General features: G+C 70.8%; 20 protein-coding genes. 9 read left to right on the top strand and 11 right to left on the bottom strand.

Going from position 1 to position 21,753, the window contains the following annotated elements; all coding sequences use genetic code 11:
* Positions 1–5 precede the first annotated feature (5 nt).
* From ASG80_RS08635 to ASG80_RS08620, 4 genes are all read left to right on the top strand, one after another.
* Positions 6–893, top strand: coding sequence for an aldo/keto reductase (locus ASG80_RS08635; protein ID WP_056729770.1), 888 nt, complete (start codon positions 6–8; stop codon positions 891–893).
* Positions 890–1,825: an aldo/keto reductase family oxidoreductase gene (locus ASG80_RS08630; RefSeq protein WP_056729769.1), complete on the top strand. Its 936-nt coding sequence runs from the start codon at positions 890–892 to the stop codon at positions 1,823–1,825. The genes ASG80_RS08635 and ASG80_RS08630 overlap by 4 nt, the downstream gene beginning before the upstream one ends.
* Before the next feature lie 133 nt (positions 1,826–1,958).
* On the top strand, positions 1,959–2,579 hold the full coding sequence (locus tag ASG80_RS08625; RefSeq protein ID WP_082589977.1) for a TetR/AcrR family transcriptional regulator: 621 nt from the start codon (positions 1,959–1,961) through the stop codon (positions 2,577–2,579).
* A 15-nt stretch (positions 2,580–2,594) separates the two neighbouring features.
* Positions 2,595–5,096: a PEP/pyruvate-binding domain-containing protein gene (locus tag ASG80_RS08620; protein WP_056729767.1), complete on the top strand. Its 2,502-nt coding sequence runs from the start codon at positions 2,595–2,597 to the stop codon at positions 5,094–5,096.
* 157 nt (positions 5,097–5,253) lie between these two features.
* On the opposite strand, the gene ASG80_RS08615 is transcribed toward ASG80_RS08620, so the two are convergent.
* Positions 5,254–5,952, bottom strand: coding sequence for an endonuclease/exonuclease/phosphatase family protein (locus ASG80_RS08615; RefSeq protein ID WP_056729766.1), 699 nt, complete (start codon positions 5,950–5,952; stop codon positions 5,254–5,256).
* Positions 5,953–6,145: 193 nt separating this feature from the next.
* Between ASG80_RS08615 and ASG80_RS08610 the strand changes: the two genes are divergently transcribed.
* A complete protein-coding gene (locus tag ASG80_RS08610) occupies positions 6,146–8,128 on the top strand; it encodes a hypothetical protein (RefSeq protein ID WP_056729765.1) in 1,983 nt (660 codons plus the stop codon).
* Between the two features lie 240 nt (positions 8,129–8,368).
* Positions 8,369–9,397: a ScyD/ScyE family protein gene (locus ASG80_RS08605; protein WP_056729764.1), complete on the top strand. Its 1,029-nt coding sequence runs from the start codon at positions 8,369–8,371 to the stop codon at positions 9,395–9,397.
* A 7-nt stretch (positions 9,398–9,404) separates the two neighbouring features.
* Here the strand turns inward: ASG80_RS08605 and ASG80_RS08600 are convergent, their stop codons facing one another.
* The 6 genes from ASG80_RS08600 to ASG80_RS08575 all read right to left on the bottom strand — a co-directional run bounded on the left by ASG80_RS08600 (position 9,405) and on the right by ASG80_RS08575 (position 15,680).
* On the bottom strand, positions 9,405–11,789 hold the full coding sequence (locus tag ASG80_RS08600) for a LuxR C-terminal-related transcriptional regulator (RefSeq protein ID WP_056729763.1): 2,385 nt from the start codon (positions 11,787–11,789) through the stop codon (positions 9,405–9,407).
* A gap of 10 nt (positions 11,790–11,799) precedes the next feature.
* Complete coding sequence (locus tag ASG80_RS08595; RefSeq protein ID WP_056729762.1) at positions 11,800–12,519, bottom strand: response regulator transcription factor; 720 nt, start codon at positions 12,517–12,519, stop codon at positions 11,800–11,802.
* Entirely contained in the window at positions 12,516–13,646 is a 1,131-nt protein-coding gene (locus ASG80_RS08590) for a sensor histidine kinase (RefSeq protein WP_056729761.1), read from the bottom strand. Before ASG80_RS08590 ends, ASG80_RS08595 begins: the two co-directional genes overlap by 4 nt.
* 4 nt (positions 13,647–13,650) lie before the next feature.
* A complete protein-coding gene (locus ASG80_RS08585) occupies positions 13,651–14,391 on the bottom strand; it encodes a DUF2306 domain-containing protein (RefSeq protein ID WP_082589973.1) in 741 nt (246 codons plus the stop codon).
* A gap of 105 nt (positions 14,392–14,496) precedes the next feature.
* Complete coding sequence (locus tag ASG80_RS08580) at positions 14,497–14,742, bottom strand: hypothetical protein (RefSeq protein ID WP_056729760.1); 246 nt, start codon at positions 14,740–14,742, stop codon at positions 14,497–14,499.
* Between the two features lie 95 nt (positions 14,743–14,837).
* On the bottom strand, positions 14,838–15,680 hold the full coding sequence (locus ASG80_RS08575; RefSeq protein WP_056729759.1) for a class I SAM-dependent methyltransferase: 843 nt from the start codon (positions 15,678–15,680) through the stop codon (positions 14,838–14,840).
* A gap of 151 nt (positions 15,681–15,831) precedes the next feature.
* Here ASG80_RS08575 and ASG80_RS08570 point away from each other — a divergent pair, with 151 nt between their 5' ends.
* Positions 15,832–16,446: a histidine phosphatase family protein gene (locus tag ASG80_RS08570; protein WP_056729758.1), complete on the top strand. Its 615-nt coding sequence runs from the start codon at positions 15,832–15,834 to the stop codon at positions 16,444–16,446.
* 22 nt (positions 16,447–16,468) lie between these two features.
* Here ASG80_RS08570 and ASG80_RS08565 read toward each other — a convergent pair whose 3' ends face one another.
* Positions 16,469–17,188, bottom strand: a complete 720-nt coding sequence (locus tag ASG80_RS08565) for a TetR/AcrR family transcriptional regulator C-terminal domain-containing protein (protein WP_056729757.1) — start codon at positions 17,186–17,188, stop codon at positions 16,469–16,471.
* Positions 17,189–17,316: 128 nt separating this feature from the next.
* Between ASG80_RS08565 and ASG80_RS08560 the strand changes: the two genes are divergently transcribed.
* A complete protein-coding gene (locus ASG80_RS08560) occupies positions 17,317–18,318 on the top strand; it encodes an NAD(P)-dependent alcohol dehydrogenase (protein WP_200952531.1) in 1,002 nt (333 codons plus the stop codon).
* Between the two features lie 65 nt (positions 18,319–18,383).
* Positions 18,384–18,917, top strand: a complete 534-nt coding sequence (locus tag ASG80_RS08555; protein ID WP_056729756.1) for a hypothetical protein — start codon at positions 18,384–18,386, stop codon at positions 18,915–18,917.
* Between the two features lie 3 nt (positions 18,918–18,920).
* Here the strand turns inward: ASG80_RS08555 and ASG80_RS08550 are convergent, their stop codons facing one another.
* The 3 genes from ASG80_RS08550 to ASG80_RS08540 are packed head-to-tail and all read right to left on the bottom strand — an operon-like array spanning position 18,921 to position 21,753.
* Positions 18,921–20,000 carry an ABC transporter ATP-binding protein gene (locus tag ASG80_RS08550; protein WP_056729755.1) on the bottom strand — a complete coding sequence of 360 codons (1,080 nt, stop codon included), beginning with the start codon at positions 19,998–20,000 and terminating at the stop codon, positions 18,921–18,923.
* Positions 19,997–20,812 (bottom strand): ABC transporter permease, encoded by an 816-nt coding sequence (locus tag ASG80_RS08545; RefSeq protein WP_056729786.1) that lies wholly within the window; start codon positions 20,810–20,812, stop codon positions 19,997–19,999. Before ASG80_RS08545 ends, ASG80_RS08550 begins: the two co-directional genes overlap by 4 nt.
* Positions 20,809–21,753: an ABC transporter permease subunit gene (locus tag ASG80_RS08540; RefSeq protein WP_235508247.1), complete on the bottom strand. Its 945-nt coding sequence runs from the start codon at positions 21,751–21,753 to the stop codon at positions 20,809–20,811. Before ASG80_RS08540 ends, ASG80_RS08545 begins: the two co-directional genes overlap by 4 nt.

Below are 21,753 nucleotides of genomic sequence, written 5' to 3'. Positions count from 1 at the left end.
CATCCGTGCAGCAACGAACCATCGGAACTCGTTCGGTCAGCGCGATCGGACTCGGCGGCATGCCCATGTCGATCGAGGGACGCCCCGACGAGGCAAGGTCGATCGCCACGATCCACGCGGCGCTCGACGCCGGCGTCACCCTCATCGACACGGCCGACGCCTACCACCTGCACGCCGACGACGTCGGCCACAACGAGGAGCTCATCGCGCGCGCCGTGCGTTCCTTCGGCGGCGACACCTCGGCCGTGCTCATCGCGACGAAGGGCGGGCACCTCCGCCCCGGCGACGGCACCTGGACGCAGGACGGGCGCCCCGAATACCTGAAGGAGGCCGTGAAGGCCTCGGCACGCCGACTCGGCGTCGACGCCATCGGGCTCTACCAGTTCCACCGCCCTGACCCGAAGGTGCCGTACGCCGACTCGGTCGGCGCCATCCGCGACCTGCTCGACGAGGGCGTCATCGAGCAGGCCGGCATCTCGAATGCGAACGTCGCGCAGATCGACCAGGCGAACGAGATCCTCGGCGGCCGGCTCGTGTCGGTGCAGAACCAGTTCTCGCCCGCGCTCCGCTCGAGCCTCGTCGAGCTGGAGCACTGTGCCGCGCTCGGCATCGCGTTCCTGCCGTGGTCGCCGCTCGGCGGCATCCGTCGCGCGGCCGAGGTGGGCCGGCAGCACTCGGCGTTCCAGGACGTCGCCGACGCCCACGGTGTCAGCCCCCAACAGGTGGCGCTGGCGTGGGAACTCGCCCTCGCGCCGGTCGTCATTCCGATCCCCGGGGCGTCGCGCCCCGAGAGCATCGAGGATTCGGCGCGCGCCGTCGAGCTCGTGCTCTCCCACGACGAGCTCGACGCACTGTCGGGTCGCACCGCAGCGGCTGGTGGCGCCGCCGCATGAGGACGTTCACCCTGCCAGGAACCGAGATCGTCGCACCGAACGTGGTCCTCGGCCTCATGCGCATCGCCGACAAGACGGACGATCAGATCCGCGAGCTGGTGCGCACGGCTCGTGACGCCGGCATCGACTTCCTCGACCACGCCGACGTCTACGGCCGCGAACTGCACGACTGCGAACGCCGCTTCGCCGAGGCGATGCGACTCTCGCCGTCCGAGCGAGCCGAGTTCACGATCCAGACGAAGACCGGCATCGTGCGGAACGGCCCGTACTTCGACTTCTCGTACGAGCACATCATGGAGTCGGTCGACGGCTCGCTCGCGGCGCTCGGCACCGAATACCTCGACATCCTGCTGCTGCACCGGCCCGACGCGCTCGTCGAGCCCGAGGAAGTCGCCCGCGCGTTCGACGAGCTGGAGGCCGCGGGCAAGGTGCGCGCGTTCGGGGTGTCGAACCACACCCCGCGACAGATCGAGCTGCTGAAGAAGCACGTGCGCCAGCCGATCGTGGCCAACCAGCTGCAGCTCTCGATCACGCACGCGCCGATCATCACCCAGGGGGTCGCTGCGAACATGATCGCCGAGGGCCAGTCGGCGACGCTCGACGGCGGCGGCATCGTCGACTACTGCCGGCTCCACGACATCACCGTGCAGGCGTGGTCGCCGTTCCAGGCCGGCTTCTTCACGGGCGTGTTCCTCGGCTCGCCCGAGTACACGGAGCTCAACGCCGTGATCGACCGGCTCGCCGACGCCTACGACATGCCGCCCATCGCCATCGCCACCGCGTGGATCACGCGCCACCCGGCGAACATGCAGGTCGTGCTCGGCACGACGAGTCCCGAGCGCGTCGCCGGTGCCGCCCAGGGCTCCGACATCCCGCTCACCCGGGCGGAGTGGTACGAGCTGTTCCGGGCGGCCGGGCACATCGTGCCCTGACGAGAAGACAGGAGGAGGAGAAGACCGGAAGTCGGCGCTGATCGACGCCGAAGAAACGACAGAGGTGCTTGACCGCTGAGCCAGCACGTGACACACTTTGTGTCAAGAAGCGTCGAAGAGTGCAGAGAAGCGCATGAGCCTGTCAGTTGTCCCATCCCCGTTGCGTGAACGCCAGCGCGGACTGACTCGCAGCCTGATCGTCGATGCTGCGAGCAGGGTGGTGCTGGGCGCAGGCATCCACCAGTTCTCCATGCAACAGGTCGCCGACGAGGCCCAGGTCTCGCTGCGTACGCTCTACCGCTATTTCTCCACGCGCGAGGAGTTGCTGGAGGGCCTGGGTGACGAGGTCAGCGAGGTCCTGCGCGGCGCCGGCCTGATGCCTCTGCCCGGGTCGCTCACTGCTGATTCCCTCTCGGGCCTGGTCGGCGAGCTCTTTCGCCTTCTCGCGCAACATCCCGACCTCGCTCGAGCGTGGCTCATCGCGCGCACCGCGATGGGAACTGTCTCCGACAGTAGCCGCGAGCGCAGCGAACTCCTCCGGCGGGCTGTCAGCCGAATCAACCCTGACCTTCCAGCGAAGGAGCAGGAGCGGGTCTACGGGATCATCAAGCTCCTCACGGGCTCCATCTCGTGGAAAGTCCTGACCGATGACGTCGGACTTGAAACGGATGATGCGGCGGAAGCGGTTGTCTGGGCGGCTCGCACCGTTCTTGCGGACATCGAATCGGGTGGGCGGCCGACCGGTCGTCCGTGAACCTCGGAGGGTGACATGGGCGTCATCACATCGATTGTCGTCCCGCTCGAACAGGCGGCCGGCCTCCCGATCGTGCAGATCGGCGGAAAGGCGGCAAACCTCGCGGCCCTGATGCAAGCGGGCTTTCGAGTGCCGAACGGCTTCGTGATCACGACCGCGGCCTTCTCATCGTTCACCGCTCGCAACGGGTTCCGCAGTGGCACCAAAGCCGAGATCGTGCGTGCCACGCCGCTCCCGCGCGACATCGAAGAGGAGATCGAGCGTTCCTTCACTCGCCTCGGCGGCCCGGTCGCGGTGCGCTCGTCAGGTGTCGCCGAAGATCTCGGCGAGGCATCCTACGCCGGTCAGTACGAGACCGTGCTGGCCGTCGACAGTGCCGACGACGTCGTGGCGGCGCTCCTGCGGTGCTGGTCGTCGGCATTCGATGTTCACGTCGCCCGCTACCACGGGAAGAGCGGTGGCCGGGGGATCCCTGCCATGGCCGTGCTCGTACAGCGGATGGTGCAGGCGGATGTTGCGGGTGTGGCGTTCAGCGCGAACCCGGTGACCGGTGACCGCGGGGAGGTCGTGATCAACGCGATTGCCGGTCTGGCCGACCGCCTCATGGCCGGGGAGGTCGACGGTGAGCAGTGGATGGTGGGCCACGGTCGTACCGCTCTTGCATCGCTGAACACCGGGGTGTTGGATGCCGCGCGTGTATCGCGGGTGGCGGAACTGGCCCGCGCCGTCGAAGCGTATTTCGGCACGCCGCAGGACATCGAGTGGGCGATGGTCGGCGAGACTCCCCACCTGCTGCAGGCGCGCCCCATCTCGACACTTCCTCCTGAGCACCGCCCGGTTCCCGTCGAAATCCCACCTGGGTACTGGGAGCGGGAGGTCAGCCATGCCCCCAAGCCATTGACGCCGTTCACTTCGTCGTTCTGGCACGACAGCACGACCGAGGGGCTCCGCGTCGGGCTGGCAGAATTCGGATTGCTGATCGAGACGATCGAGTTCCGGAGTATCGGCGGGTGGACCTACATGCGGTTCGTGCCGCTCGGGGGCAAGGATCACCCCGCGCCGCCGTCCTGGATGATGCCGATCCTGATCCGCGTGATGCCGAGCCTTCGAACGCGCGCCCGGCGGTGCGCCGATGCCATGCGTGGGAACCGTCCCGGCGCAATAATCGATCGGTGGTACGCCGAGTGGCGGCCGATGCTCGACCGGCGTCTCTTGGAACTGCGCCGAGTCCCCCTCGTCGATCTGGGGGATGAGGAGCTACTCGACCACCTCGGTGTCACGGTGGCCTTCGTGCGGGAGGCGAGCCGAGTCCATTTCACCCTGCACGTGGCGATGGCGTTTCCGCTGTGCGAGCTGGCCTCCGCATCGCGGGAGATCCTCGGATGGGAGGACAACCGCGTGTGGGATCTTGTGGCCGGGACCTCGCAGATGTCCACTGAGCCGGCTCGTCGCCTCGCGGAACTCGCCCGTACGGTCGATGACTCACCGGAGCTGCGCGCGATCGTCGAAGGCAGCGTGGACGCGTTGCCCCGTGTACTCCAAGCCGACCCAGGCTTCGCCGCAGCCTTCGAGACGTACGTCGAGAGGTACGGCCATCGCACCCTCAGTTACGAAGTCGCGGAACCCACCTTGGCGGAGATGCCTTCGCTCTTCTTGGGGCTGATCGCGAATCAACTCGCTCGCGACTTCGAGCCCGGCGATGCAGACATGCATCGCGTGCTCGGCCGCCGAAACGCGTTGGCAGCGGCACGCCAGGCGCTGGCGACCCGGATCGGCTCCGAACGGGACCGGTGGGAACGGGCGCTCGACCGCGCAACTCACGCCTACCCTGTGAGGGAAGACAACGCGTTCTATACCATCGGCGGCCCGCTCGCGATCCTGCGCTATGCGGCCCTCGAGCTCGGACGCCGCCTCGTCGCGAGATCGCAACTCGCGACTGCCGAGGATTGCTTCTGGCTGACGATCGATGAGTGCACGGAGGCACTTCGCGACCGCCGTTCGAGGGCCGAGCTCGTCAGCCGGCGTCGCGCCGAGGCTGCCTGGGTCGCTGACCATCCCGGGCGGGCGAGTTACGGTGAGCAGGGATCGCCCCCGTCGCTCGATTCGCTCCCGCCCGAGGTGCGCCGGGCCCATGAGGCGCTCGATTGGTACCCGAAGCAGGTCATGGAGCTCGGACTCCACGGCGCGGACGCCATCGGGGACGGTATCACTGGGATTCCCGCTTCTCACGGGCGATACAGCGGACGGGTGCGACTCGTCATGAGCGAAGCGGAGTTCGACAGGATCGAAGCCGGCGATGTACTCGTGTGCCCGTCGACGTCGCCCGTGTGGTCGGTCGTGTTTCCGAGCATCGGGGCTCTCGTGACCGATGCGGGCGGCGCTTTGTCGCACCCGGCGATCATCGCCCGCGAGTATGGCGTTCCAGCTGTCGTCGCCACGGGCAACGCGACCCGCCTGCTTCGCGATGGACAGACGGTGACGGTCGACGGCACGGCGGGGATCATCGTCCCGCACTGACCCCAAGGTCTGCGTCTATCCCTGACGAGCGGGAGCGCCCGGCCGGATCCCGGCCGGGCGCCCACAGCTCCACCTGCTACTCGCCCGACTCCTGCGCCAGCCTTGCGTCGAGCGCGGCGCCCACGTCGGCAGGACTCTCGTTCCTTGAGGCCCGGGCTCAGGCGACGACGTCCTCCTGCGCCACGGTGCCGGCATACCGCGCGTCGACGAGGATCGGCAGGTGGTCCGAGGACCCGCGGGGCAGCGTCTCGACGCGCTCGATGTCGAAGCCGACGGAGGTCGCGAGGTCGAAGTGCCCGCGGAAGAACTTGTACCGCGTGTACGTGCGGGCGTCGCTGAGCGTGAGTTCGTAGCCGTGCTCGCGGACCTTCTCGGCGAGGTTGTCCTTGAACATCGGGTAGTTGTAGTCGCCCACCATGAGGATCGGCAGTCCGGGACCGAGGATCTGCAGCTGGCTGAGCGCCGAGCGGATCTGGTGCCGGCGCAACGAGTTCAGCGCGGTCAGGGGCGCGGCGTGGAAGGACGCGACCACGAGCTCGCGTTCCGACTCGAGATCGTGCAGGCGCACGCCGATGAGACGCTCGTGCGCGGGTCGCAGGAGATGGTCGTGCAGCGACTTCTTCAGCGCGAAACTGCGCACGATGCGGAACTCGTACCGGTCGGGCCGGTAGTAGACGGCGAGCCCGAGCCGGTTGCCAGACGTGGAGCTCGCCAGTTCGAGATGGCCGACGTGCTTGGGCAGGTCGTCGGTGTCGCACTCCTGCAGGCAGATGAGGTCGGGCGAGTACCGCTTGTCGAGCGCCGCGAGCTCGCCGATTGCGCGGTGCTTCCGGAGGTTGTAACTGACGACCTTCACTCCTGACAGCCTACGCAGCGACGGGGGAGTGTGACGCCGTTGACAGGGACCTCGCGGCTTCGCCGGAGGCATGCGGGAGACGAAGGATCCTCACCCATTGTGGGGCTGACCGCCGGGCGGGGATGCGCGTACCCTTCGGAAGGTTGCGGACCGGGCCGTCCACGCGCCCGGACTTCGGGGGAAGGACCGCATGATGTCGACGCGTCGGAGCAGACTCGCATTCATCCTGGCGACCGCGGCGGTGGTCGCCGGTGCCATGGTGCCCATGACGGCCGCATCGGCCGATCCGGGGGGCGGGCCCGGAGGTGGTCCCGGAGTCGGCCCTGCCATCCGGGGAAGCGTGGTCGCCGACGGCGCCGCGGTGCTCGGCGCGACAGTGCGGCTGTACGCCGCGGGTGCGACACCCGGCAGCGCGACGCTCCTCGAGACGACGAGCACCGACACCCGGGGCGAGTTCACGTTCCGGGTGCGCTCCACGGTCGACGCGGCCGACGTGCTCTACGCGACCGCGCGAGCCGGTACCTCCGCGGGCCGGCCGGTCCCCGACACCGTTGAGCTCGCCGCGTCGCTCGGCGACCTGCGCAAGGGCAAGGTGGTGCTCGACGAGATGACCACGGTCGCGGCCGGATACTCCCTTGCCCAGTTCGCCGAGGGCGGCGTGGTCGGCGGTGCCGCCCCGGGCCTGCCGAACGCGTCCCTCATGCCGCGGAACCTCGTCGACGTCGACACCGGTGCGCCGGCGAAGTTCCTGCTCCGCTCCCCGAACGGCACCTCCACCGAGACGCTCCCGACGTTCAACTCGCTCGCCAGCATCATCGCCGGATGCGTCGCCGGAACCAACGACTGCGACGCGTTCCTGGACGCGGCCGCCGACGCCTGGGGCGTGCGGCCCGACACCACCTGGCAGGCGATGACCCTGCTGCCGACGAACCCCTCGGGTGACGCGCCGGGCGTGTTCGCGCAGGTTCCGGCTGACCCACGATTCACTCCGGTGCGCACGGACGCGCCCGCGGGATGGGTCATCGCCCTGCGGTTCTACGGCAATGGACACCAGTTCAACGGGCCGGGGAATGTCGCGTTCGACGCGCTGGGGCGGGTATGGGTCAACGACAACGCCACGGTGGCGAACCAGCCGAAGAAGGTGTGTCCGGGCCTCGACCTGTTCCGGCTCGACCCCTACGCCCCTGGGCAACCCATGGAGACCTTTACCGGCGGCGGCCTCAACGGCGCCGGGTTCGGCATCGCGATCGACACCCGCGATCACGTGTGGGTGAGCAACTTCGGCTTCACCGGCTCCGAGTGTCCCGAGGCGCCGACCTCCAACAGCGTCTCGGAGTTCGATCCCGACGGGCAGCCGCTCTCACCGGATGACGGGTACCTCGACGGACCGCTGAGCTGGCCGCAGGGCATCAAGTCCGACGTGGACGGCAACATCTGGATCGCCAACTGCGGCAACCACTCCGCCGTTGTGTACCCGGGCGGTGACCACTCCCTCGCCACTGTTTTCAGTACGGTCATCCCCAAGGCGTTCGATGTCGCGCAGAACACGGAGGGCAGCGTCTTCGTGACCGCCAACGCCAGCGATCAGGTCTTCGGCTTCGGCCCCGACGGCTCTCCGCTTCAGAACTCTCCGTTCGGCGACTCCTCCACGTTCAGCAAGCCGCTGGGCGCCGCGAGCGACAGCCTGGGCAACGTGTGGGTGTCGAACTCGGGGCTGATCGACATCCCGTGCAGCACCGGAGAGACGCTCGAGGCCCCGATCGACCGACCCGAACTGCACGGCACCGTGGCGCAGGTCGGCCCAGACGGATCGGTCGTGCAGTTCGGCGGCGCCGGAATGACGGTGCCGTGGGGCATCGCGGTCGACGGTGACGACAACCTCTGGGTCGCGAACTTCGCGGGCGAGCGGCTCTCGCACCTGTGCGGCGCGCGGGCGAGCACGTGCCCGTCGGGCGGAACGGGGCATCCGATCTCGCCGGCCGACGACGGGTACGCCTTCGACGGCCTGCAGCGCAATACGGGCGTGCAGGTCGACCCGTCGGGGAACGTGTGGCTCGCCAACAACTGGATCAAGGTCCCGGTGCAGACGGATCCGTTCGGCGACGGGCTCGTCGTCTACCTCGGCATGGCCGCGCCGGTGAAGGCGCCGCTGATCGGGACGCCGCAGCAGCCCTGAGGCAGCCACGCCTGTGGGCGAGTTGCTCGTCGGCGCGGCGAGCTGAGTGATCGGTGGCCCTCGACTTGGGGGCCTCGCAAAGATGAGGATTTGTTGACGATTGCTCGGGACAGGAGGAGTCTGGGCCGGTGCTGCCCTTCGCGCAGCGACATCCGTGATCCGGCGCAGGGCAGCGCCGATGGGGGTCCCACCGCCTCGGCGGCGCGACCGCGGCCCCGACGATCAACGGAGGTACAGGAAATGCGCAACAGCAGAGCGGCGCTCCTCGCCGCGGCGATGACCGCCGTGCTCCTGCCGGCGGTGCTCATGCCGACGGCCGCGAACGCGGACAAGCCCGAGGCCCCTGAACCGGTCGCCGAGCTCCTCGCCTCCGGCCTGGGCGGCTCGATCGGCAGCACCATAGGCCCGGATGGCGCTCTCTACGTGGCTGCCCGGGAGAATGGCGAGATCATCCGCGTCGACACCGTCACGGGTGCGTCGACGACGTATGCGAGCGGACTGCCGACGCACCCGTTCGGCGGCGTCTTCGATGTCGCCTTCCTCGGCGACACCGCGTACGCACTCGTCACGACCGTGGGTCCCGACGTCGGCGGCAGCGCCGTCGGTGGCATCTACCGCATCGATGACGCCGACAGCAGCACGCTCGTCGCCGACCTCGCGACGTGGTCGACCGACAATCCGCCGACGACGTCGTTCGACGTGCCGAGCGGTGTGCAGTTCGCGTTCGAGGTGTTCGGCAACGGATTCCTCGTGACCGACGGACACCACAACCGGCTGCTCTTCGTCGATCTCTCGGGCAACGTCACCCAGGTGGCCCAGTTCGACAACATCGTGCCCACCGGCTTGGAGGTCGACGGTTCGAAGGTGTACATGGGCGAAGCGGGCCCCATTCCGCATGACCCCGCTGACGGCAAGGTCGTCGTGGGGCATCCGCACCATCCGGTGCCCCGCGAGGTGGCATCGGGCTACAGCCTCATCGTGGACGTCGAAGCGGCGTCGTGCGGCCTGTACGCACTCTCGCAGGGCGACTCGCCCGGCGAGGTGCCGGCCGGCTCGCCGGCACTGCCTGAGAGCGGTGAACTGCTGCGCGTCAACGGCGACGGCACGTTCACAGTCATCGTCGACGGCCTCGACCTGCCGACGTCACTCTCGTTCGTCGGCGACACCGCATTCATCGTGACGCTCGAGGGAGACGTGCTCACCGTGGACGACGTCGCTCCGGATCGTCACGGCATGTGGGGCGGCTGCGGGGGGAATCCTCAGGGCTGACGCGAGCTCACGGCTGACGCGACGCGAGCGCCGGCGCTGCGACGGCCAGATCGCCGGCGAGTTCGGGCGGGCAGGCGGCGGATGCCACGTCGAATCCCGCGACGTCCGCGAGGCGGTCGAGCGTGGCGAGGGTCGCGACACGGTCGCCGCGCGCCCAGTGCACGCCGACCAGTCGGGTGAGCGCCATGGCCTGGTGGGTGCGGTCGCCCGCGGCATCCGCCGCCTCGAGCGCCTGGGAGAGGAGAGCGACGCGTGCGTCGGGGTCGGCGAGACGCGCGCGGAGCAGCAGGCTGCGCGTGACGCAACGGAGGTCGCCGAGGTGGCGGAACGTGGCGGTGAGCTCGTCGAGGTCGTCGGCATCGGCGACCGCGACGCTCGGCTCGGAGGGTGCGGCGGCGGTCGCCGCATCCGTTCGCAGCATGGCCTGCACGAGGTGCGCGTGCGCGAGCTCGTGCTGGTTGCCGGTCGAGCGCGCGTACACGGCGCATTCGCCCGCCCACTGCGCGGCCCGCTCGGGTTCGAGGCCGTCCTCGGCTGCGGAGAAGGCCATCATGAAGCGCGCGTTGTTGGCGTGCATGGCATCGCCTGCGAGGGTGTAGCGGCGCATCGCCGCGTCGAACTCGACGACGGCACGCGCGGAGTCCGGTGGCGAGGCGCGGCGGAAGGCGACGCCGCGCATCTGGTGCACGGCCGCCAGCTGCCACGTCTCGCCGAGCTCGATCGCGAGCCGTTCTGCGGTGTCGAGGTGTGCGAGCGCGTCGTCGAGCCGGTCGAGGTAGGCGTCGGCGATGCCCGCGAGGTGGTTGGCTGCGAGGCGCGACGGCGGATCGCCGGCGATCGCCAGCGCGCGCCGCGCCAGGTCGTCGACGAGGTGCAGGTCGAGGAACGACAGCCCGATGCCGAGGTCGAGCAGCTGCTGCACCGATGCCGCGGCGACCACGCCTTCGTCGTGCGCGGCCATCGCGAGGGTGCGCACGCTGTCGACGTCCGATCCGTACTGCTCGACGCCGATGGCGAGGGACGCGGCGAGCGAGACCGCCGACGGATGCCGCGCCGCGAGCGCCCACCGCGCGGCCGCGTTGACCTCGGGGCAGAGGGTCTCCGACATGTGCATCGCCTCGGCGCTGTCGTCGGTTCGGGCGTGGCTCGCGAACTCGGTGACCACGACGTCGACGTACTCGGCGTGCCGCTCGAGCACCTCGTGGATGACGGTGGGATCGGTGCGCGCCCGCACGAACTCGCGCAGCACCGCGAGCAGGCGGAACCGCCGCGGATGCCCTCCGGTCGGCACGAGCATGGAGTGGTCGAGCAGCCGCAGCACCACGCCCTCGGCCCCCGGGTGCGTCACCGCGACGGCGAGGTCGACGTCGAAGGTGCGAGGGAGGGCCGCGAGCCGGCAGAGCACCTCGCGTTCGTCCTCGGTCAGGAGGTCCCACGTCCACTCGAAGGCCGTCTCGAGCGTGCGGTGCCGGCCCTCGGGCACGGCCCGGTCGAGCGTCGCGAAGTCGCGGTCGAGTCGCTCCGCGAGCTCCCGCAGTGAGAGGTGGCGGGCGACGGCGGCGGCGAGCTCGAGCGCGAGGGGGAGTCCGTCGAGGCGCTCGCACACGTGTGCCGCGACCTCGAGGTCCGCGGGCGAGGGTGGGGCAGCCGACAGCGCGATGGGTGCCACGGCAGCCCGCCCGGCCGATCCGAGGCGGTCGAGGAACATGGCGACGGCCGCGGCATCCGGCCCCTCGACCCCGAGCGGCGCGAGGGTGAAGACCGTCTCGGCGGGGTCGCCGATCGGCGTGCGCGAGGTGGTGAGCACGCAGAGATCCGCCGCGGTGGCCTGCGCCCGGGCGACGATCTCGCGCACCGCACCGCCGACGCGATCGACGTTGTCGAGCACGAGCAGGTACGGGTTCGAGGCGAGCGCCACCGCGACCGTCGTGGCGGCATCCGCGCCCGGTCCCGCCTCGAGGTCGAGCGCCCTGGCGATGCGCGCCACGACGTCGCCGGGTTCAGCGTGCTCGAGTTCGACGACGACGGGCACCCGCTCGCTCAGGCTCGCGAACTCGAGCGCGAGTCGGGTCTTGCCGACGCCCCCGGGACCGGCGATCGTCACCCAGCGGTGCTCGTGGAGCAGGGCTCCGAGCGCCGCGAGCTCGGCGTCACGACCGACGAACGCGTTGTGCGGGAGCCGCACGGATGCCGCATGCTCTCGCCGCTCGGCGGCCGCGGCCATGAGCTCGGAACGGGTTTCCGCCCCGAGCTTGCGCTTCAGGCTGGCGATGTGGCTCTCGACCGTGCGCACGGAGATGAACAACTCCGACGCGATCTCGGGGTTGGTCAGGCGCCGCTCGACGGCGGCGAGGACCGCGCTCTCGCGTGGGGTCAGTCGCTGGCCCGGCACGGCGCTCAGTCTAGGACCGCACGGGGGGTGCCGCACCGGTGCCCCCACCGGAGCCGTCGGGCTTCCGGGGGCCGGTCGCGCCCGCGCGCCCCGTGTCGTACGCCCAGATGGCGGCCTCCACGCGGTTGCGGGCATCGATCTTGGCCATGAGGCTCGCGAGGTGGGTCTTCACGGTGCTGAGGGAGATGTGCAGCTCGGTCGCGATCTCGGTGTTGCCGAGCCCACGCGCGACCGCCAGGAGCACGTCCTCCTCTCGCTGCGTGAGCGGCTCTCTCGGCTGCGCCGGCGGCGCGGCGACTGCTGCGCCGGCGAAGGCGTCGAGGAGGCGCACCGTGACGTTCGGGGCGATGAGCGCGTCGCCGCGCGCGGCCGCGTGCACGGCCTGGGCGAGCAGGGCCGGCCCCGCATCCTTCAGGAGGAATCCGCGGGCGCCCGCCCGGAGCGCCGCGAAGACGTACTCGTCGAGGTCGAAGGTCGTGATCACGACCACCGGAAGCGGATCCTCCACACCGGGTCCCGCGAGGGCACGCGTGGCCTCGATGCCGTCGACGCCCGGCATCCGGATGTCGAAGAGGCACACGTCGGGCCGGAGGCTCTGCGCGAGCGCCACCGCCTCCGAGCCGTCGGCCGCCTCGCCGACCACCTCGATGTCGGGCTGTGCGTCGAGGATCATCCGGAGTCCGGCGCGCACGAGCTCCTGGTCGTCGGCGACGAGGACGCGTACGGTCATGCCGACCAGCCTGCCCGGGGGAGCACGGCGGAGACGACCCAGCCGCCGCCCGGAGCCGGGCCGGCCTCGCAGGTGCCGCCGAGGAGGGTCGCCCGTTCGACCATCCCCGTGATGCCGTAGCCGGTCGCTGCGGATGCCGTGGAGTCGCCGTCATCGCGGACGTCGAGGCGGATGCCGGCGGCGCCGACGTGCACGCGAACGTCGATGCGGGTCGCGTTCCGTGCGTGCCGGCGCGCGTTCGTCACCCCCTCCTGCGCGAGGCGGAACACCGCGGCGGCGATCGTGGGCGGGAGCCCGTCGACGTCCCCCGCGAGCCGCACGTCGATCACCGGGCCGCCCGGCTCCGTCCGGGCGAGCCGCCGGAGGTCGGTGATCCCCGGGCTCGGTGCCGTCTCGAGGTCGTCCTCCTGCCGGAGCACGCGCACGATCGAGCGCATCTCGGCGAGCGTGCGGGATGCCTCGCCTTCGATGACCCGGAGCACCTCCGCCGCGGCATCCGGATTCGTCGACGCGACCGCCGTGCCGGCTTGCGCCTGGATCGCGATCGCCGAGACATGGTGCGCGACGGTGTCGTGGAGATCGCGAGCGAGCTGTTCGCGTTCGAGCAGCTTGACACGGTCGAGCTCGCGGGCCCGCGCCGCGGCGCGCCAGCGGAAGGCCACGCCGAGGGTGATCGTGGTGACGACGACGGCCAGGCCGCCGATGACGTCACCGATCGATGCCGGGCCGAGTGCGAATGAGAGGGCGGACGACGCGAGCATGAGCACACCGGCGAACAGCATCGCCCGGCCGGAGCCCCAGCGCACCACCGCGTAGACCAGGAGCAGGAAATACGCGGTGGTGACCAGTTGCGGGTCGCCGCCGGTCACCACGGTGAAGATCGACCCGACGCCGAACGCGATCGCGAGCATGAGCAGCGGGCGCGTGCGCCGCCAGAGCAGCGTCGGCACGAGCGCGACGAGCACGACCGCCCAGAGCCAGCGCCACGGCACCTCGGGGCGGGTCGCCGCCTCGAGCACTGCGACGACCGGCAGCACGGCGACGAGCACCCAGTCGCGCCAGACGCGCCGGGGTGGCGGGGGCGTGGCGGCCGGTGCATCCCAGATCGAGCGGAGGAGGCTCGTCATGCCCTCATGATAGGGGCGCACTCGCCGCACCGGATCGGCCGGAGGTGCGGGAGGCGCCACCGGACCGGACCGCCCGCCGACGGATGACGACCTCGGCCACGGCGAGGTTGATCACCCAGCCGGCGCCCATCAGCACGGCGTGCGTGGCCTCATCGGGTGCGCCGAACAGCAGGGTCCACGGGAGGAACGTGAACACCTGCGTTCCGGCGCCCAAGCCGATCGCGTAGGCGCGGGTCATCCACGCGCTGTGCGTCCGGATGTCGCCTCGGCGGATCGCGACGAAGGCGACGACGATGCCCGCCGCCATGGCGGTGCCGAAGACGAGACGCATCACGAGGAGTGCCACGCCGTTGACCGTGGGCAGGTCGTAGAAGAGCGTCATCCACAGTGCGGACATCGCCGAGAGCAGGCCGGCCGGCACGAGGATTCGCCCGGCGATACGGTGCCAACCGCGGCGGCGCAACGACGGCGCGAACTGCAGCGCCCCGAGCACCAGGAACACGCTCGAGGCGACGATGTGCACCACGACCGGCACGGGAGACGCGAAGAAGCGAGCGTTGTCGGGGGTCACCTCGGCGCCGCTCGTCAGCTCGGTGAGTCGCAACGCCCCGGCCAGGATCGGCACGAGGCTGAGCAGGATGAGTCCCGTGGGGGCGAGCCACTCGGTTCTGCGCCTCGCGACGGGTGGAGCCGGGGGAGCCGGGCGCACGCGGGCCCACTGATGCGCGGTGGATGATTCGGTCATGCCTCGATGCTCGCGAGGTTCACCGGGCAGGGCATCGGCGGAACGGCTCGAATCACCTCGTCCGATCGGCCGAGGCGGGACCTCATCCGATCAGGCCGACCCGATTCAGGCGGACGACGGAAGGGTGCCGGCGTCAGGGATCGCGCGCGGCGGCGCGAGCGGGCGCAGCCGGCGGGGGAGCAGGGCACGGATGCCGCGGCGCGGGCGTGCGGCATCCGTGACGCCTTCGCCCGCCTCGGCGGTCTCCGCCCTGCGTTCGGCGATGACTCGGCGGAGCTCGAGCTCGTGAAGCAGGCGCTCATCGCCCGCGCGGTGGAGCTGGAGCACGAAGTAGTCCTCGCTCTGGTACATGGGGGTCTCCCGGGTGGTGGTGGTGGTGCTGGTGTTGCGGTGGTGCGGGGGAATCCCCGGTGAGCGCCCGGGTGCGGGCGCTCACCGGGACGTGGTCAGCGGACTCCGGCGGTGAGGAGCAGGTACTCCCACTCCATCGCGCCGCCGGGCGTGCCGAGGCCGTGAGCCCGGGCGAGATCGGCGAGCGCCGTGTCGAGCGCACGCACCTGCTCGGGGTCGTCTGCGATGCGGTGGTAGACCGCGATCGTGGGCCCGTAGTGGTGCTTGAAGTAGTCGCGGAACGCCTCGCCGGTGTCGAACCGGTCGACGCGCACGGTCTGCCGCACGGCCGTCACGTCGGTGACGCGGTCGCCGAGCAGGCCGCGCACGTGCTGCTCGTCGCCCCAGAGCGGTGCGGGCTGAGCGCCCTCCGGCAGCGGTGCCGCGAACGGCTTCATGGCCTTGAACATCTGGCCGATGAACCCCTCGGGTGTCCAGTTGATGAGGGCGATCCGCCCGCCCGACCTCGTGACGCGCACGAGCTCGTCGGCGGCCCGCTCGTGGTGCGGGGCGAACATGACGCCGACCGTCGACACCACGACGTCGAACGTGTCGTCCCCGAAGGGCAGCTCCTCGGCGTCCGCCTCGCGCCACTCGAGCTCGGCGCCCGCCTCGGCGGCGAGACGGCGGCCCGCCTCGAACAGCTCGGGCGCCAGGTCGCTCGCGACGACGGTCGCGCCCCGCAACGCGGCGGGGATCGCGGCGTTGCCGCTGCCGGCAGCGACGTCGAGCACGCGCTCGCCGGGTCGCACGTCGGCGGCCGCGACGACGCGTGGGCCGAGGTCCCAGATGAGATCGGATGCGAGAGTGGGGTAGTCGCCCGAGGCCCACATCGCGCGGTGCTTGGTCTTGAGCGCGCGGTCGGCGTCGGTCCGGGCGGATACTGCAGTGTCGGTCATCGGTCGTCTCCTTGACGGTCGGATCGGTTGGTGGAGTTCAGCGTGCGCGCACCGCACCTTCGCCGCATCCGTGCCGTGCACGGAGATTTCCTCGAGAACAGCCCGGAGGCGTCGCGGCATCCGCCCAGCCGTGCTCGCCTAGGCTGGAATCATGCTGCTCGCCCTCATCCGCCACGGACAGACCGACTGGAACCTCGCCGAGCGCATGCAGGGGCGCAGTGACATCCCGCTGAACGGCACCGGTCGCGAGCAGGCGCTCGCCGCGGCATCCGCGCTGTCGCACCGCCCGTGGGACGCGGTCGTGAGCTCACCGCTCGGCCGGGCGCGCGAGACGGCCGAGATCATCGCGACGGCGCTCGACGTGCCGCTCGGCGGCGGCTACGACGAGCTCATCGAGCAGGACTTCGGAGCGGCGGAGGGCACGCTCGTCGCCGAGCTCGACACGCGCTGGCCCGACCGCGACTTCGCCGGCAAGGAGCCCGACGACGAAGTGGGAGCCCGCGGCATCCGGGGGCTCGAGCGCATCGGCCACGACCACCCGGGCGCGCGCGTGCTCGCGGTCGCGCACGGCACGCTGATCCGCTACACGCTCGCCGCCATCACCGGGCACGATGCACGGCACTACCCGCGGCTCGACAACGCGTCGTCGTCGTTCGTGCGATTCGAGGGCGACGGATGGCGCGTGCTCACCGTCGGCGGCGTCGACGCGGCCGAGGTGCTGCCCGACCTCGACGAGCGCGCGGCCGCCCTGCGCCTCGCGACCTGAGCGGCGCCGGCACCGCTCCGCCCTACTCGACTCCTTCGGCCTCGCGCCGTCGCGCACGCTCCAGCCCGTCGAGCAGGATGTCGAGCCCGAACTCGAACTCGAACTGGTCGTCGCACCAGCCGAGGGTGGAGTCGGGGTCGTCGTGGGCGACGACGGAGAGCATGGCAGCGAGGTGCGGCACGTGTTCCGCCATCTGCGCGAGCGCGTCGGAGTCGCCCGAGTCGCCACCCTCCTCGCCGAGCTCCTGCGAGAACCCGTACAGGCGGCTGCCGAGCGCGTGCATCGCGTGGTGGATGAGGTCGTACGACAGCCCGCCCGACCGGAGCGTGCCCACGACGGCGTCGACATAGCGGGCCGTGGTGATTCCGAGCCCGTTCCTCGTGTCCATGACCCCGGGGGCCCACGGATGCCGCAGCATCACGCGGCGGGCGGCGAGGATCCGTGCACGCAGGCTCGCCTGCCATGCGGCATCCGACGCCGGCACCTCGAAGCCGCCGGTGGCCTCCTCGATCTCGCCGAACACGAGCTCGACGATGCCGTCGAGGATCGCCTCCTTGTTCGGCACGTGGTAGTAGAGCGACATGGGCTCGACGCCGAGCTGCTCGGCGAGGCGGCGGATCGTGAGGCCGTCGATGCCCGCGTCATCCGCCAGTGCGACGGCGGTGCTGAGCACGCGGTCACGGGTCAGCGGCGCACGGCGTGCGGCGTTCCGCTCGGCGCTCCGTTCGGTGGTCGACGACATGTGCCCGTCCTCCCCTCGTGCTCACCACGGTACAAGCGTGCACGATGTTCGGGATCTTCCCTCTCGACATCCGTCGGGATCTACGCTACCTTACGTTGTAAGACTTACAACGTAAGGTAGGTGCCGACATGGAAGCCACGATGATGCAAACCACGACGATGCGAGCCGCGGTCATCCACCGCTTCGGCGGGCCCGAGGTCGTGCAGGTCGAGCAGGTGCCGAGGCCAGTGCCGAAGGCCGACGAACTGCTCGTGCGGGTGCACGCGAGCACCGTGAGCATCGCCGACCATCGCACGCGCAGCCGCGACCTGCCGAAGGGCATGTGGTTCTACATCCCGATCGCCCTCGGGGTGTTCCGGCCGCGGAAGCGGGTACTCGGCATGGATGCGGCGGGGGTCGTCGAGGCCGTCGGCGACGAGGTCGCCGGCTTCGCCTCCGGCGACGAGGTGATCGCGATGCTCGGCGCGTCGTTCGGCGCGCACGCGGAGTACGCGCGGGTGCCACAGTCCGACGCGATCGCGCTGAAGCCTCGCAACCTCACGCTCGAGGAGTCCGCGTCGCTCGTGTTCGGCGGGTACACGGCACTCGCCTACCTCAACCGCGTGAAGCTGGGGCCGGGCTCCGAAGTGCTCGTGAACGGGGCATCCGGTGCCGTGGGCACGTCCGTCGTGCAGCTCGCGAAGCAGCGTGGCGCGACCGTCACCGGCGTCTGCAGTGCGAGCAAGGCCGACCTGGTCCGCTCGCTCGGCGCCGACCACGTCATCGATCGCGCCCGTGAGGACTTCGCGACGAGCGGTCGCACCTACGACGTGATCGTGGAGTGCGGTGGCGACGCCCCGTTCACGCGGGTGGAGCACTCGCTCAAGCCCGGTGGTGCGCTCCTGCTCGTGATCACGAGTCTCGGCGGCATACTCACCGCGTCGCGGCACACGCGTCGCAGCGGAAAGACCGTGACCTTCACGCCCGGGCCCGTCTCGCACGAGGATCTTGCCGGGCTCGTGCGCCTCGCCGAGGCGGGGGAGATCCGACCCGTGATCGACCGCACGTACGACCTCGACGACATCGTCGAGGCGCACCGCTACGTCGACAGCGGCCGTAAGCGGGGCAACGTCGTGCTTCGGATCGGTTGACTCGCGCCGCTCACCGCCCGGCTCGTCTCCGGACTGGTCGCGTTCTGATGACGTAAAATGTGGAAATGGAGGCACCGGCCAGCACCACACTGGTCGTCGTCGGTGACGAGGCGACGTCGGCCATCCACGCGCTCGAGGGATTCGCCAACGTTCGCGCGGCGAGCTTCGACCGCGCCTCCGATGACGAGGTGGCCCGCTGGTCTGCCACGGCCGCCGCGCCCTACGTCGTGCACGACCGTGACCCCCTCGGCCACGTGGCGGCCGCCTGGGTCGAGTTCTTCGATGATCAGTCGACCTTCGGCGTGCTGGAGCTCGAGATCGACCGCGCCGTCGAGGCCGCCGAACGGCACGCGATCAACGTGCCCGACTACTACGTCGTCCTCCACCCCGAGACCCTGCCCGTCACGTGGAAGCATTGGTGGCTCGGCGTGCTCGCGGCCGAGTCGCCCACCCGGGTCATCCCGTGGCCCGACGCCGACGACTCGCTCGCGGGGTTGCTCCGTCACCTTCCGACCGGGCGCGCCTGGCCCGACGTCGAGTCGTGGCTCCCGCGCGTGATGGGCGCGGTGCCCGACCGGGTCGGGCTCGGCGGCAGCTGACCGTCACTCCACGGGCCGCGCGGCGACCGGTACCGCATCCACGTCGAGCGTCACCCGTTCCCCGAATTCGAGGCGCTCGCGCGCCGGGTGCTGCATGCGCACCAGCGCCCCGTCCTCGGTGCGCAGCAGGGTGCGACGGATGCTGCCGAGGAACGTGCTCTCCTGCACGATCGCCGCGATCGGTCCTCCCAGCCGCACGTTCTCGGGACGCACGAACACCTCAGCAGGGCCGTCCGGCACCTCGCCGATGACCGGCACGGTCACGCCGAGCACGGATGCCGCGCCGCCCTCCACGACGGCGGGGAGCACGCTCGACAGTCCGACGAACTCTGCGACATTCGCCGTGGCGGGTCGCAGGTACAGCTCCTCCGGCGTGCCGACCTGGTCGATGCGGCCGGCGTCCATGACCGCGATCCGGTCGGACACCGCGAGGGCCTCCTCCTGGTCGTGCGTCACGAACACGGTGGTGATGCGGAGCCGCAACTGGATCCGGCGGATCTCGTCGCGGAGCTGCACGCGCACCTTCGCATCGAGTGCGGAAAGCGGCTCGTCGAGGAGCAGCACGCGCGGCTCGGTCACGAGCGCCCGCGCGAGCGCGACGCGCTGCTGCTGGCCGCCCGACAACTCGTGCGGGTAGCGCTCGGCGAGATGGGCGAGGCCCACCAGGGCGAGCGCGTCACGCACGCGGTCGGATGCCTCCGCCTTCGCCACCTTGCGCATACGGAGCCCGAAGGCGGTGTTGGCCGCGACGTCGAGGTGCGGGAACAGCGAATACGCCTGGAAGACCATGCCGAGGTCGCGCCGGTTCGTGGGCACGGCCGAGACATCCGCGCCCCCGATGCGCACCGTGCCGCCGTCGGCGCGCTCCAGCCCCGCGAGCACGCGCAGCGCGGTGGTCTTGCCGCACCCGGACGGGCCGAGGAGCGAGACGAACTCGCCGGGCTCGATAGACAGGTCGACGCCGTGCAGCACCCGGTTCGACCCGTACCGCTTGACGACGCCCTCGAACGCGACGGGTGTGCCCTGGCCGCGCGAGGCGAGGATCGCGTTGTCGGCGGTGGCGATGACGGCGGACTCGGTCATGACCGGCCTTTCTGGTTGGTGCGAGCGCCGCGTGGACGACCGGCGCGCCCGATGACGACGAGCAGCGCGAACGCGAAGACGAGGGCGATGAGCGAGAGGCTGACCGAGGCGTAGGGGTCCTGCTTGCCGACCACGACGAGCGCGGTCTGCAGGTTCTGCCGGTTCAGCAGCGACGCGATCGTGAACTCCCCGAGCACGACCGCGACGGAGATGAGCGCCGCGGCGATGAGGCCCGGCCGCAGGTTCGGGGCGAGGACTCGCCACAGCACGGTGGGCCAGCCGGCGCCGAGCGCCCTGGCCGCCTCGGCGAGGGTGCGCACGTCGGTCGCGTCGATCGACGACTGGATCGCACGGTAGGCGAACGGCAGCACGGTGATTCCGTAGGCGAACGCCAGCGTCCAGATGCCGGTGCCGAACGTGCGGCCGATCCAGAGGTAGATCGGAGCGAGCCCGACCACGAGCACGATCGCGGGGATCGTGATCGGCAACAGGACGACGAACTCGAACGGAAGGCGGAGCTTCGGGAACCGCAGGCGCACGAGCACCATGGTCGGGGCGAGCAGGAGGAGCACGATCGCCACGGTCGTGACGGCCAGCACCACCGAGTTGCCGAGGCCGGTCCAGATCGGCCGGTACCGGCCGGCGTTCGCGGGGTCGACCAGCGCCAGCCAGTGCGCCAGGGAGTGCCCGCTCGCGGCATCCCGCAGCGTGTACTCGGCCATCGACACGATGGGGATCGCGAACAGCACGACCAGCACGATGCCGATCGCCCAACGGACCGCTGGGCGCGGCGCGAAGCCGGGCCCGCTCATCGCTGCCACCTCGCGGCGCGGCGCTGGACGGCCGAGTACCCCCACATCGTGAGCGCCATCACCGCGATCATGCCGAGTGCGAGCGCGCCCGCGAGGTTCTCGCGCCCGAGCATGGTCTCGCTCGTGAGCGCCGTGCGGATCTGGAGGGGCACGATCTGCGAGCCCTGGCTCGCGAGCGCGGCAGCGGTCGCGTACGAGGAGAACGCGTTCGCGAACAGCAGCAGCAGGCTCGCGAGGAACGACGGCGCGAGCACGGGGATGCCGACGTGCCGCCAGAAGCCCGTGCGCGTGCCGCCGAGCGTGAGGTTCGCCTCGGCCCACTGCGGCTTCAGCGCGCTCAGGGCGGGCATGAACGTGATGATCATGAGCGGCACCTGGAAGTAGAGGTAGGGGAGGATGAGCCCCGGCAACTCGTAGATCCACGCGCCGTCGGCGAACAGGTCGATGCCGAACGCGTCCTGCAGCCAGATGGTGACGAGCCCCTGCAGGCCGATCGTCGCGATGAAGGCGAACGCGAGCATGACGCCGCCGAACTGGGCCAGCACGCCCGCCGCGGCATCGACGACGGCCCGCGTGCCCGTGCCCTCGAGGCCGATCAGGGCGTAGCAGGCGGCGGCGCCGACCACCGCGCCGACGACCGCGGTGAGCGCCGAGAGCCACGCGGAGTTCCAGAACGTGCGCAGGATGACGGGGTCGCCGAGGGCTGCGACGTTCGCGAGCGTGAACGACCCCTCGTCGTCGAAGAAGCCGCTCGCGACCGCGATGAGCGTCGGCAGTGCGAGGAAGGCGAGCACGTACGCCGCGAACGGCACCAGGCCGAGCGCCGCCTGCAGGCGGACCGCTCGGCCTCGTACGGCTCCGCCCGCGCGACCGGGCGGGGCGGGCGTCTCGCGCCGCTCCGCGCCGGTCGTCGGTGCCGCCTGGGCGACTGGGGCGGACAT

Origin of the sequence: Agromyces sp. Soil535, from assembly GCF_001428255.1 — a bacterium.
Classification (GTDB): Bacteria; Actinomycetota; Actinomycetes; order Actinomycetales; family Microbacteriaceae; genus Agromyces.
Note: the sequence above shows the minus strand (reverse complement) of the source record. Positions and strands in the feature narration are given on the sequence as shown.